This is a genomic window from Pseudomonas sp. Irchel 3H9 (genome assembly GCF_900187495.1).
GTDB lineage: Bacteria > Pseudomonadota > Gammaproteobacteria > Pseudomonadales > Pseudomonadaceae > Aquipseudomonas > Aquipseudomonas sivasensis.
On the sequence record NZ_FYDK01000010.1, the window covers coordinates 21,026 to 33,938 of the forward strand.

General features: G+C 59.6%; 13 protein-coding genes. 8 read left to right on the plus strand and 5 right to left on the minus strand.

The window, feature by feature from the left end:
• Positions 1-45: 45 nt before the first annotated feature.
• Together antB and antA are read right to left on the minus strand one after the other, a co-directional pair.
• Positions 46-537, minus strand: coding sequence for an anthranilate 1,2-dioxygenase small subunit (gene antB, locus CKW32_RS26200; protein ID WP_032885573.1), 492 nt, complete (start codon positions 535-537; stop codon positions 46-48).
• Positions 537-1,928 (minus strand): anthranilate 1,2-dioxygenase large subunit, encoded by a 1,392-nt coding sequence (antA, locus tag CKW32_RS26205; protein ID WP_032885574.1) that lies wholly within the window; start codon positions 1,926-1,928, stop codon positions 537-539. Before antA ends, antB begins: the two co-directional genes overlap by 1 nt.
• A 315-nt stretch (positions 1,929-2,243) precedes the next feature.
• On the opposite strand from antA, the gene CKW32_RS26210 reads away from it, so the two are divergent.
• The gene (locus CKW32_RS26210; protein WP_032885652.1) at positions 2,244-3,236 is read left to right on the plus strand and encodes a helix-turn-helix domain-containing protein; all 993 of its coding nucleotides are present in this window, start codon (positions 2,244-2,246) and stop codon (positions 3,234-3,236) included.
• Positions 3,237-3,369: 133 nt separating this feature from the next.
• Here CKW32_RS26210 and CKW32_RS26215 read toward each other — a convergent pair whose 3' ends face one another.
• Positions 3,370-4,245 (minus strand): LysR family transcriptional regulator, encoded by an 876-nt coding sequence (locus CKW32_RS26215; protein ID WP_095186358.1) that lies wholly within the window; start codon positions 4,243-4,245, stop codon positions 3,370-3,372.
• Between the two features lie 114 nt (positions 4,246-4,359).
• Between CKW32_RS26215 and CKW32_RS26220 the strand changes: the two genes are divergently transcribed.
• From CKW32_RS26220 to catA, 3 genes are read left to right on the plus strand one after another with little or no spacing between them, the layout of a single operon-like run.
• The gene (locus CKW32_RS26220; protein WP_032885576.1) at positions 4,360-5,487 is read left to right on the plus strand and encodes a muconate cycloisomerase family protein; all 1,128 of its coding nucleotides are present in this window, start codon (positions 4,360-4,362) and stop codon (positions 5,485-5,487) included.
• A gap of 12 nt (positions 5,488-5,499) precedes the next feature.
• Positions 5,500-5,790, plus strand: coding sequence for a muconolactone Delta-isomerase (gene catC / locus CKW32_RS26225; RefSeq protein WP_032885577.1), 291 nt, complete (start codon positions 5,500-5,502; stop codon positions 5,788-5,790).
• Positions 5,791-5,831: 41 nt separating this feature from the next.
• Complete coding sequence (gene catA / locus CKW32_RS26230; RefSeq protein WP_095186359.1) at positions 5,832-6,761, plus strand: catechol 1,2-dioxygenase; 930 nt, start codon at positions 5,832-5,834, stop codon at positions 6,759-6,761.
• 123 nt (positions 6,762-6,884) lie between these two features.
• On the opposite strand, the gene CKW32_RS26235 is transcribed toward catA, so the two are convergent.
• The gene (locus CKW32_RS26235; protein ID WP_032885579.1) at positions 6,885-7,358 is read right to left on the minus strand and encodes an Lrp/AsnC family transcriptional regulator; all 474 of its coding nucleotides are present in this window, start codon (positions 7,356-7,358) and stop codon (positions 6,885-6,887) included.
• 144 nt (positions 7,359-7,502) lie between these two features.
• Here CKW32_RS26235 and kynU point away from each other — a divergent pair, with 144 nt between their 5' ends.
• Complete coding sequence (gene kynU / locus CKW32_RS26240) at positions 7,503-8,753, plus strand: kynureninase (RefSeq protein ID WP_095186360.1); 1,251 nt, start codon at positions 7,503-7,505, stop codon at positions 8,751-8,753.
• A 215-nt stretch (positions 8,754-8,968) separates the two neighbouring features.
• Entirely contained in the window at positions 8,969-10,375 is a 1,407-nt protein-coding gene (locus CKW32_RS26245; RefSeq protein ID WP_095186361.1) for an amino acid permease, read from the plus strand.
• Here the strand turns inward: CKW32_RS26245 and CKW32_RS26250 are convergent.
• A complete protein-coding gene (locus CKW32_RS26250; protein WP_095186362.1) occupies positions 10,321-11,217 on the minus strand; it encodes a LysR substrate-binding domain-containing protein in 897 nt (298 codons plus the stop codon). The genes CKW32_RS26245 and CKW32_RS26250 overlap by 55 nt on opposite strands.
• 188 nt (positions 11,218-11,405) lie before the next feature.
• Here CKW32_RS26250 and CKW32_RS26255 point away from each other — a divergent pair, with 188 nt between their 5' ends.
• Together CKW32_RS26255 and CKW32_RS26260 are read left to right on the plus strand one after the other, a co-directional pair.
• Positions 11,406-12,170, plus strand: a complete 765-nt coding sequence (locus CKW32_RS26255; RefSeq protein ID WP_095186363.1) for a sulfite exporter TauE/SafE family protein — start codon at positions 11,406-11,408, stop codon at positions 12,168-12,170.
• Positions 12,171-12,289: 119 nt separating this feature from the next.
• Positions 12,290-12,880, plus strand: a complete 591-nt coding sequence (locus CKW32_RS26260; RefSeq protein WP_095186364.1) for an NAD(P)H-dependent oxidoreductase — start codon at positions 12,290-12,292, stop codon at positions 12,878-12,880.
• Positions 12,881-12,913: the final 33 nt, after the last annotated feature.

A 12,913-nucleotide genomic window follows, 5' to 3' on the forward strand; every position in this document is an offset into this window, starting at 1 on the left:
CCCGCTCACCACAAAAAGCCCGCTCACCACCACAACAAGGGTGCTTTAAAGGTGATAGAAATCCAGCACCGAGTTGATGGTGTCGTTGAGCAGCAGCGCATGCTTGCGAGTGATCAGCCAACTGTCTCCCTCAGGTTTGAGGCGGTAAGTGGCCTGTCCGTAAAACTGCTCCGAAGTCGCCAGCCGATAGAACAGCGTGTGCCAGTTCAGCTTCACTTCCAGCGAGCCATCCGCCTGTTCTGCGATGCGTACGTTATTGATCAGGTGCAAGGTGCGCGGCATTGGCGTGGCCGAGGCTGCCTTGCCGGTGCGCAGGCGAAAGACTCGGTCTTCCAGGCCTGAGCGGTTGGCGTAGTAGATCAACGACATCTCGCGTTTGGGATCGCGGGTGTACACATGCTCCGAGTCCCATTGCGGCAGATGGAACTCGCTCTGCGGGTCGAACAGCTGCACATAGGCGTCCCAGTCTTGGGCGTCGCAGAGTTCGGATTTTCGGTAGAAAAACTGCTCGATCCTGTATTGCAGTTGGGCATTCATCATTGCACCTCCCGCAGTGTCAGCGCTTGTCGATCAAGGCCGTTGAGCAGGAACTGCTGCCAGTTGCGGTGCTGGTTGACGTACAGCCCTTCGTGGGTGAATTCAGTGCCGGTCATGGCCGGTTGGATGCCGATGGCTTCACTGTTCGGTGTCGGGCCGGTCTCCCAGCGATGGCTGCCACGGGAGATATCGCTCCAGCGCTCCAGGCGGCCTTGGAAACCACGCTGGGCTTCACGAAATTCCACCAGGTCGTCCGGCGTGCCCATGCCCGATACGTTGAAGAAATCCTCGAATTGGCGAATGCGGTTTTCGCGGTCAGCGTCGGACTCGTTTTTCACCCCCAGGCATTGGCTGATGATCTCGGTCTTGTTCCACGCCACCGGGCGGATGATGCGCAGTTGCGAGCTGATCTGATCGAGGAAGAACAGGCTCGGATAGATGTTCAGATTGCGCAGGCGGTGCATCATCCATTCGGCTTTTTGCTGGCCGTGTTCTTCCACCAGGCGCGGCATGATGGTGGCGTAGCCGGAACGCACGGTCGGGTTGGGCATGTCGCTGAACAACAGGCTGTGGCCGTTGTTGAAGGCGAACCAACCGTCATCGGTATTCGCGTCGCCTGCACCGAGTTTGCTGTAGTCCAGTGTGGTGCCGGAACCGGTGCCGTTCTCGGTATTCACCTGTTGGCGATGCTGCACCGTGGCCACGTAGTTGTAGTGCACGGTACTCACGTGATAACCGTCCAGACCGTTTTCGTTCTGCAGCTTCCAGTTGCCGTCGTAGGTGTAGGCGGATTTACCCGGCAGCACTTCCAGCTCACCGGTGGCGGATTGCGCGACCATCATGTCGAAGAACACTTTGGCATCGCCGAGGAAGTCTTCCAGGCTGTCCGTGCCGTTCACGTCCAGACTGATAAACACAAAACCTTTGTAGCTTTCGATTCGCGCTTTTTTAAGGCCTCGGGTGGCTTTGTCGAAACCTTCCGGGTATTCCCCCGGCGCCTTGACCTTCACCAACCGGCCATCGCTCTTGTAACACCAGGCGTGAAACGGGCAGGTAAAGGTGGACTGGTTGCCCTTGCCGACGCGGGTGAGGGTGGTGCCGCGATGCTGGCAGGCGTTGATCAGCGCATTGAGCTGGCCTTCGCCATCGCGGGTGATAATCATCGGCTGGCGCCCGGCGCGCATGGTCACGAAGTCATGGTTATGGGCCAGTTCGCTTTCGTGGCAGGCGTAGATCCAGTTCTTTTCGAAGATCAGTTCCATCTCCAGGTCGAACAGTTGCGGCTCGGTGAACATGTCCCGGGCGATGCGGAACACTTCGTCTGCCGGACGAAAATCCAGGCAGCTTTCGATAAAACTTTTCCACTGCTCGACGCTTCTTGCACCACTCATGGGAGGCACCTTTTTGATAGGGGCTAATCGGTGGTTTATTAGAGGCAGCGGGGCAGGGCGTGGGCTATCCGCTTAATGGGGGAAGATGGGCCGCAAAGTTGGGCGCGGAGTACCCAATACGGTGCGGCGAGGTAACGTCATGCGCTACTGTCATAGGGCGCGAGGGGCATGAAAACCGGTGACTTATCCACATAGTCGGCCCTTGCTATCCACCCAGTGGCGCTACCACCGGCGTGGCGCAGAACTTGCTGTCCAACAACGATAACGACGCGCCGTCAGAGCGCGCAAATGCCTAACCGCCGTGGGTGCACCCTGATGAGCAGCCAGACACGCGATATCCATATCCAACGCTTCGACCTCGAAGGCGCCCGCAGCTGGATGTCCGGCATCTGCGGGCCGCACCGCCTGGCGACGACGACCCCGGAGCGCCTGCGTTTTCACCACAGCGCCAATGTGTTTAAGTCCCGCGCGACCACCTTGGGCGTGATCGAATACGGCACCGACGTGACCATCGATATCGAGGATGCCGAGCACTTCAGTAGCTACAGCCTCAGCCTGCCGTTGGTGGGTGAGCAGGAGTTGAGCAAGAACGGTGAGCGCCTGAGTTCCAACCGCGACCAAGGCGTGATCATCTCGCCCAACGAGCACCAGGTGCTGGCGATTTCCGGGGACTGTCGCAAGCTGCAAGTGGTGATTACGCGGGCAGCGATGAGTGAGTCACTGGAAGGTTTGTTGCAACGGCCCATCGACGCACCGCTGCGCTTTGAGTCGGTGATGGATGCGGTGGATGGCGCCCCGGCCTCGTGGTGGCGCATGGCGCGTTACTTCATTGCCGAACTGGAGCGCAGCAGCGAGTTGTATGAACAGGCCGCGTTTACCCGGGATCTGGAAAGCTCGCTGATCAAGGGGTTGATCCTGGCCCAGCCCAATAATTACTCCGAAGAACTGCGCGACGTACTGGGCGTGAAACTGCCGCATTACTTGATCCGCGCGCGCCAATACATTCACGACAACGCCCGCGAAGCGCTGCACCTGGAAGACCTGGAAGCCGCAGCAGGCGTGTCGCGCTTCAAGCTGTTCGACGCTTTCCGCAAGTACTTTGCCCTGTCGCCGATGGCCTACCTGAAGAAGTACCGACTGGGCGCGGTGCGCCAGGAAATCCTTGAGCACGGTTCAATTCGTACCATCTCCGAGATTGCCTTGGGCTGGGGCTTTACTCACTTGGGACGGTTTTCGGCGGAGTATCGCAAGCTGTTTGATGAGTCGCCCAGCCAGACGCTGCAGCGCAATCGCCTGCGCAGTACTTGAGCCTGATGAAGAGCAAAATGTGGGAGGGGGCTTGCCCCCGATAACGGTGGATCAGTCAGCCCATTCGTTAACTGGCCCAGCGCAATCGGGGGCAAGCCCCCTCCCACAGGGAGATCGCAGTGTTTATAGCGTTTCAGATCAGTTCTTCCACCAACTGCAGGCAATGACTAAGCCCCGGCGACTGATCATTCACCCTTCGGCTGAGAATAATCGGCGAGGTCGCGGTGGTTTCCACAATCGGCGTGTAACCGATATCCGCCCGATGCAGCACCTGCACCGACGCAGGCACCAGCGTCACGCCCATGCCAGCGCCGACCAGGCCAATCGCGGTCTGCAGCTCGTTAGTCCACTGCGCCACCTTGAGGCTTAAACCGTGGGTATCGAACAGCGCGATCACATGGTCGGCATAACTGGGGCGTGGGTTGCCGGGGTACAGCACAAACGGCTCGGCGGCCAATTGGGCGAGGGTGGCCGGCGCCGCCAGCAGCGGGTGGCCGGCAGGCAGTACCGCCACCAGTCGATCCTCCACCAGTACACGCTGGTCAATGGCTGGGTCGTCGATGCGGATACGCCCGAAGCCGACATCAATGCGCCCGGCCTTGAGCGCTTCAACCTGCTGCAAGGTGGTCATTTCGGACAAACCCAATTCCAGCTCCAGCGCGTCATGGCTGCGCAGTCGCCGGATCAGCTCGGGCAGTACGCCATACAAAGTCGACGGCGCAAAGCCGATGCCCAGCCAGGTCTTTTCGCCCTGGCCGATGCGCCGGGTGCTGTCGCAGACCTTGTTCAACTGTTCGAGCAGCACATTGGCGTGTTCATAGAAAAACCGCCCGGCTTCGGTCAGTCGCAGTGGGCGGCCGCGTTCCAGCAGAATCACCCCCAGCTCATCCTCCAGTTGCTGGATCTGCCGGCTCAACGGTGGTTGGGCGATGTGCAGGCGTTCGGCGGCCCGGGTGAAGTTGAGGGTTTCGCCCAGCACCTGGAAGTAGCGCAGATGACGCAGTTCCATGACGGCTCCTTTCATACCTTGAGAGTATTGTTCGAGACTAATTCTATATTGGCTCCACGCAAAGAGCGGGAACAGAATCAGCGCAGACCTATAAAGAACCCAGCGGGTATTGCCATGCCGATTTGCGCCATTGAGTCGATCGAGACCATTATCGTCGACCTCCCCACCATTCGCCCGCACAAGCTGGCAATGCACACGATGCAGAACCAGACCCTGGTGATCATCCGCGTGCGTTGCGCCGACGGCATCGAAGGCATCGGTGAGTCCACCACCATCGGCGGTCTGAGCTACGGCAACGAGAGTCCCGACAGCATCAAAATCAATATCGACCGCCACTTCGCGCCGCTGCTGATCGGCCAGGACGCCAGCAACATCAACGCCGCCATGTTGCGCCTGGAGCGCAGTATTCGCGGCAATACCTTTGCCAAGTCCGGTATTGAAAGCGCGTTGCTCGATGCATTGGGCAAGCGCCTGAACCTGCCGGTGAGCGAGCTGCTCGGCGGCCGTGTACGTGACGCGTTGCCGGTGGCCTGGACCTTGGCCAGCGGCAACACCGAACAAGACATCGCCGAAGCCGAAAAGATGCTCGACCTGCGCCGCCACCGCATCTTCAAACTCAAGATCGGCGCCGGTGAAGTCGGTCGCGACCTCGCTCATGTGATCGCGATCAAAAAGGCCTTGGGCGAGCGCGCCAGTGTGCGTGTCGACGTCAATCAGGCCTGGGATGAAGCCGTCGCCCTGCGCGCGTGCAAGGTGCTTGGCGACAACGGCATCGACCTGATCGAACAACCGATCTCGCGCAATAACCGTGGCGGCATGGCCCGGCTGAACCTGTCGAGCCCAGCGCCGATCATGGCGGATGAATCCATCGAATGTGTCGAGGATGCCTTTAACCTCGCCCGTGAAGGTGCGGCGTCAGTGTTCGCCCTGAAGATCGCCAAGAACGGCGGCCCGCGTGCGGTGTTGCGCACGGCCGCGATTGCTGAAGCGGCGGGTATCGGCCTGTACGGCGGCACCATGCTCGAAGGCGGCATCGGCACCCTGGCCTCGGCCCATGCGTTCCTGACCTTGAACAAGCTGGCGTGGGACACCGAACTGTTCGGTCCGCTGCTGCTCACCGAAGACATCCTCACCGAACCGCCGGTGTACCGCGATTTTCAGTTGCATGTCTCCACTGCGCCGGGCCTGGGCCTGGCCATCGATGAAGAGCGTCTGGCGTTCTTCCGTCGTGACAAACACTAAGAGGCGCTTGCCATGTTGTTCCACGTAAAAATGACCGTGAATCTGCCCGTCGACATGAATCCGGAGCGCGCCGCCCGCCTCAAGGCCGACGAAAAAGCCCTGGCTCGACGTTTACAAGAGCAAGGCAAATGGCGCCACCTGTGGCGCATCGCCGGGCTTTACGCCAACTACAGCGTGTTCGATGTCGACAGCGTGCAAGAGCTGCACGACCTGCTGATGCAACTGCCGCTTTATCCCTACATGGCCATCGAAGTGAACGCCCTGTGCCGGCACCCTTCGTCGATCCATGAGGACGACCGTTAAGCCTGTTCTACACCTAACAATTACAAGATGAGGATCGCACCATGTCCATCCGACTGTCCCAGACTGCCCACGCCCAACAGTTTCTCGAAGAAGCCAGCGGCAACCTTAATGACGGCGGTAACCCGCGCACTAAAGCGCTGATCTACCGGATTTTGCGCGACACCGTGAACATCATCGAAGACCTGGACGTGACGCCGGAAGAGTTCTGGAAGGCGGTCAACTACCTCAACGAACTGGGCAAGAACCAGGAAGCCGGACTGCTTGCTGCCGGGTTGGGCCTGGAGCACTACCTGGACATGTTGATGGACGCCGCCGATGAAGAAGCCGGCAAATCCGGCGGCACGCCACGTACCATCGAAGGCCCGCTGTACGTGGCGGGTGCGCCGCTGTCCCAGTACGAAGCGCGGCTGGATGACGGGAAGGATGCCGCAGTGCCGCTGTTCATGCGCGGACAAGTGCGCGACACCAACGGTAAACCGTTGGCTGGGGCGATTGTGGATGTGTGGCAGGCCAACACGGGCGGCACTTATTCCTGGTTCGATAACACCCAGTCGGAATTTAACCTGCGCCGACGCATAGAGACCGACGCCCAGGGTAACTACCGTTTTCGCAGCATCGTGCCGTCGGGCTACGGCTGCCCGCCGACTGGACCGACCCAGCAACTGCTCGATCAATTGGGGCGCCACGGGCAGCGGCCGGCACATATCCACTTCTTCATCTCGGCGCCGGGGCATCGGCACCTGACGACACAGATCAACCTGTCGGATGACCCGTACCTGCACGATGACTTTGCCTACGCGACGCGGGATGAATTAATTGCCGAGATTCGCTTCAGCGACGATCAGCAACTGGCGCGGGAGTTTGGGGTGGAAGGGCGGTTTGCACAGATTGATTTTGATTTTGAGTTGCAGACGGCTGATGCGCCGGTAGAACAGAAACGCATGCAGCGAGTCCGCGCCCTCGAAGACTAAATGCGGTCAAAAATATGGGAGGGGGCTTGCTCCCGATAGCGGCGGATCATTCAACATTTAAATGACTGACATATCGCTATCGGGGGCAAGCCCCCTCCCACATTTGATCTGAGGCGTGGCTGACTATTTGCGTACGACGAGATCAAGCACCTCATCCTTATCCTTGATCTTCTGCAGCACGATTTCCGAGCGTATATCCATCACCCCCGCCGTGCGGTTCAGGTGGTTCACGATAAAGTCCGAAAAGTGCTTGAGGTTGCGCGCCTGCACCCGCAGCACATAGTTGCTGGCGCCGGTGATCACATAGGCGCTGGCCACTTCCGGCCAGCCTTGCACCTTCTTGATAAACGTCTCATGCCAATCCTCCACATCCTGGCGCAACGACAGGTGGACGATGGCTTCCAGCTCGATCCCCAATTGCTCGGCATTCAGCACCGCGCGGTAGCCGCTGATGATTCCTTCGCTCTCCAGCAGACGCAAACGGCGCAGGCAGGCGGAGGGCGACAGTGCGACTTTTTCCGCCAGTTCCTGGTTGCTGATACGGCCATCCTGTTGCAGGAAATGCAGGAGGCGCAGGTCGGTGGCGTCAAGAATCATGGTTTGAATAAATCCGCGTGTTTAGGGGTTAAATTCGAATTTCCTACTGCTTAATTAGCCTGTTACCCACCACTTTGCACGAAAATTCTCTAAAGCTTCGTTCATTATTTGGTTCATTCCCACCTATAAAAACCAGGACTCTCCATGACCACCCGAAGCCATTGCCAAGCCCTCGACGCCCAGGACCCGCTGGCGCCGTTGCGCAATCAATTTTCCTTGCCGGAGGGTGTGATCTACCTCGACGGTAACTCCCTTGGCGCGCGTCCGGTGGCATCGCTGGCGCGGGCGCAACAGGTGATTGCCGAGGAGTGGGGCAATGGCTTGATCCGCAGTTGGAACAGCGCCGGTTGGGCAGACTTGTCCCAGCGCCTGGGCAATCGCCTTGCGCCGCTGATCGGTGCGCGGGACGGCGAAGTGGTGATCACCGATACCACCTCCATTAACCTGTTCAAAGTGCTCAGCGCTGCACTGACGGTGCAGCGCCAACGCGCAGCAGAGCGCAAGGTAATCGTCAGCGAAGCAAGCAACTTTCCCACCGACCTGTACATCGCCGAAGGTCTGGCTGAATTGCTGCAACAGGGTTACTCCCTGCGCCTGGTGAACAGCCCGGACGAACTGCACCAGGCCATCGACGCCGACGTGGCGGTGGTGCTGCTCACCCACGTCAACTACAAGACCGGCTACATGTACGACATGCAGGCGCTTACTGCCTTGAGCCATGAATGTGGCGCGCTGAGTATCTGGGATTTGGCGCACTCGGCGGGCGCGGTGCCCATCGATCTGCATAACGCCGGGGCCGATTACGCGATTGGCTGCACTTATAAATACCTCAACGGCGGCCCGGGCTCCCAGGCGTTTGTGTGGGTCAATCCGGCGTTGGTCGACCTCGTACGCCAGCCGCTTTCGGGCTGGTTCGGGCATACCCGGCAGTTCGCCATGGAGGCCAACTATGCGCCGAGCGCCGGTATTGCCCGCTACTTGTGCGGCACCCAACCGATCACCTCGCTGGCGATGGTGGAGTGTGGGCTGGCGATTTTTGAGCAGACTGATATGGCCAGCCTGCGCACTAAATCCCTGGCGTTGACGGATCTGTTTATCGAGTTGGTTGAAGCCCGTTGCGCGGCTCATGGCCTGGTGTTGATCACCCCGCGTGAGCATGCCCGGCGCGGTAGCCATGTGAGTTTTGAGCACCCCGAAGGTTATGCAGTGATTCAGGCTCTGATTGCCCGTGGCGTGATCGGCGATTACCGCGAGCCGCGGATTATGCGGTTTGGGTTTACGCCGCTGTACACGAGCTTTACTGAGGTCTGGGACGCTGTGGAAATCCTCGGTGAGATTCTCGACGAGAACACCTGGGACCAGCCGCAATTCAAAGTCCGCCACAGCGTCACCTGAATAAACGCAGACAACATTATGGGAGAGGGCTTGCATCAGATACACAATGGATAAACACCAAAGACCTCATGTGGGAGGGGGCTTGCTCCCGATGGCAGTGTGTCAGTCGCCGGATTGGCAAGCTGATACACCTCCATCGGGAGCAAGCCCCCTCCCACAGGGGATGTGCGGCAACAGACAAATAGTGCAACCACAATAATAAAGGGGCACCCCACGTGACTACGCCAGACACCGGCTTTGCCGAGATCACCCAACGCGAACTGGGCCTTCGGCGCCAGCTCACTTCCGGCCAGATGAGCATGATCGCCATCGGTGGCGCCATCGGCACCGGGTTGTTCATGGGCAGCGCCTATGCCATCGGTTATGCCGGGCCGAGCGTGCTGGTGAGCTACGCCATTGGTGCACTGATCACCTTGCTGTTGATGGGCTGCCTGGCGGAGATGACCGTTGCGCATTCCACCTCGGGTTCCTTCGGCGCCTATGCCGAGTTCTACATCGGCCCGCTGGCTGGGTTTCTGGTGCGTTATGCCTATTGGGCGGCGATTGTGCTGGCGGTGGGCGCCGAGGTCACGGCGGTGGCGATGTACATGAAGTACTGGTTCGCCAACGTGCCGGAGTGGGTGTGGATTGTGTCCTTTTCCAGTGTGCTGATCCTGCTTAATGCGATCAGCGTGAAGACGTTTGGCAACTTTGAATACTGGTTCTCCACCATCAAGATCAGCGCCATCGTCGGCTTCATCATCCTGGCCGTGTATGTGGTGTTCGGCTCCGGAAACCCGGAGTATGGCGTGCAGAATTACACCGCACACGGCGGTTTTTTCCCCCATGGCTTGAGCGGCATGTGGATTGCCGTGATTGTGTCGATCTTCAGTTACCTGAGCGTCGAGATGATCGCCGTGGCTGCCGGTGAAGCCGCCGACCCGGAGCAGGCGGTGAAGAAGGCCTTTCGCGCGACCATCGTGCGCCTGGTGGTGTTTTACCTGCTGACCCTGGCGCTGATGCTGGCCATCGTGCCGTGGAATCAGGCCGGGCAGACCCAAAGCCCGTTCGTTACAGTGATGCAGACTATCGGCATTCCCGGAGCCACCGGAGTGATGAATTTCGTGATCCTGATCGCCGCGTTGTCAGCGATGAACAGCCAGCTCTACATCACTACACGCATGATGTTCAGCCTGTCCCGCGCGGGCTTCGCGCCCAAGTCCATGGGCGCGTTGAGCAAAAGCGGCATCCCGCTGAATGCGCTGCTGCTGTCCAGTTCGGGCATTGCCCTGGCGACCTTGTTGAATGTGGTGTACCCGGAAAGCTCGTTCACCCTGATGATGGCGATCTCGATGTTTGGCGCGATCTTCACCTGGTTCATGATCTTCCTCACGCACCTGTTTTTCCGTCGCTATCGCAAGCGTCACGGCGGGGCGAAGTTGTCATTCCAACTGCGCCTGTTTCCCTACAGCACATTGCTGGGTCTGGTGCTCATGGGCGCGGTGATGATCACCACGTATTTCACCGAGGCGTTCAAGATGACGTTGGTGTTTGGCGTGCCGTTCCTGTTGATTCTGTCGGCGGTGTATTACGGGTTCTTCCGCAAGGGCAGGGCCAAGGCGTTGAACAAGGCTTTGGCGTAACCCGGCAGTTGCTCGAACGAACGTGCGCAAAGCAACAGCTGTCGGCGGGCCCAGTCTTCTCCCAGAGGCTGGGCCTTGAAGTGGCGCGCCAAGGGCCAGCGATCCAACGCGGCCCGGGGCACGATGCCCAGGCCAGCACCTCGTGCGACCATCCGAATCACCCCATCAAAGCCCTCGGCGCGGATGCGCGTCTGTAAGCGGAACCCTGCGTGCAGCGCTTGTTCTTCCAGGTACACCGACAGTGCGCTGTGGACCGCGAGGCCGACGTAATCGTGTTGCAGGCTGTCGATAAAACTCACCGGGCTCGCTGCCAGGGGATGATCCAGGGGCATGATCAGCACCAGCGGGTCATCGCGAAAGGGCAGGGTCTGCAAACCGTGGGTGTCTACTGCATCGGAGATGATCCCCAGGTCGGCCGTGCCCTGACGCAGGGCCTGGATGATGCGCAGGCTGGGCAACTCCTGCAGGTCGATATCGAGGTTGGGGTGTTCGCGTAGAAAGTCCGCGAGCAGTTCCGGCAGGTATTCGCTGAGCGCAGTGGTGTTGCACAGCAGGCGCACTTGGCCTTTGATGCCGTTGGCGTATTCGGCGAGGTCCTGTTGCAGATGGTCAGCCTGTTGCAGCAGCAGGCGAGCGTGGCGCGCGAGGGCTTTACCTGCAGGTGTCGGCGTGACACCCCGACGGCCCCGCTCAAGCAATTCGATGCCCAGCGATGCTTCCATAGCGCGGATGCGTGCGCTTGCGGCTGCCAGGGATAAATGGCTGCGGCTGGCGCCGGCGGTGATGTTGCCGGTGTCCAGGGTATGCAGGTAGAGGCGCAGATCGATCAGGTCAACGTGCATGGGTGGGGTTCTCGGATGGCTCTACTGGCCGCATCGGGGGCAAGCTCCCTCCCACATTTGGATGGGTGAACACAGTCTAAGTGGGAGGGGACTTGCCCCCGATGCGGCCCCAAGGCTCTTGCTAAACAAGAGGCTGCCTCAGTATATGGCGAATTTCAGAACGCATCGAAAAGTCGCACACTCTGCCCATGATTACCTTCCTTGCGTTCTACCAAAACCTCGGTCCCGCCGTTACTTTGCTGGTGATTGGCACGTTCCTGCTGGCGGGCACCGTCAAAGGAGTAATCGGCCTCGGCTTACCGACAGTCGCCATGGGCATGCTCGGCTTGGCTATGTTGCCGGCGCAGGCTGCGGCGTTGCTGATCATTCCTTCAACGGTCACCAACCTTTGGCAACTGGCATTCGGCGGGCACCTGAGTGGCTTGCTCAAACGCCTTTGGCCGATGCTCGTGCTGATTTTCCTCGGCACCGGGCTGAGTACGGTGTGGCTTGGCATGGAAGGTGGGCACTGGGTGGTGCGCGCGCTGGGCGCGGCGTTGCTGGTGTATGCGTTGAGCGGGTTGTTTTTGCCCTCCTTCAAGGTCAAGCCGCAGACCGAACGCTGGTTGGGCCCGTTGTGTGGGCTGATCACCGGTTTGATCACCTCGGCCACTGGCGTGTTCGTGATTCCTGCGGTGCCGTATTTGCAAGCCTTGGGCCTGAGTCGCGATCAGTTGGTACAGGCCCTCGGCCTGTCGTTCACCGTGTCGACGCTGGCGCTGGCGGCGGGATTGGCTTGGCGTGGCACCTTGGGTGGCGGTGAAGTGAGTGCCTCGCTGCTCGCGCTGGTGCCGGCGCTGCTGGGCATGTGGCTGGGCCAAGCGCTGCGCCAGCGCATCAGTGCGGTGTTATTCAAGCGGGTATTTTTCATCGGCATGGCCCTGTTGGGCGGTCATCTGCTGATCAGTGGTTAACAATCTCATGGGTATTCGTGCTTTTTGATCAAAGGTATTTTGCCGGGTGACGGCTTATTCCGAAGGGTCAGGGCCGATAGTCTGCGTTCAGACATTTTCAACCTTCTGGATCCCCTCCCATGAAAAAAGTACTCCTGCTCAACGGCGGCAAAAAGTTCGCCCACTCCGATGGCCGCTACAACACCACCCTGCATGAAACCGCCCTGGCTGTGCTGGATCGAGGCGGTATCGACGTTAAAGTCACCCATATCGACGAAGGCTACGACGTGCCCGAAGAGGTGGCCAAGTTCCTCTGGGCCGACGTTATCATCTACCAGATGCCTGGTTGGTGGATGGGGGCGCCGTGGATCGTCAAGAAGTACATCGACGAAGTCTTCACCGAAGGCCATGGCAGCCTGTACGCCAGCGACGGTCGCACCCGTTCCGATGCCTCGCAGAAATACGGCAGTGGCGGCCTGATCCAGGGCAAGCAGTACATGCTGTCCCTGACCTGGAACGCACCGCAGCAAGCCTTCGACGACCCGAGCGATTTCTTCGAAGCCAAGGGCGTGGATGCGGTGTACTTCCCATTCCACAAGGCCCACGAGTTCCTCGGCATGACCGGCTTGCCGACCTTTTTGTGCGTGGATGTGATGAAACGCCCAGCCATCGAGGCAGACGTGGTGCGCTATGAGCAGCATCTGGCGCAGGTGTTCAAGCTCTCGGTGTAATAAGCTGCACTGAACCGATAACGAGGACCGTCC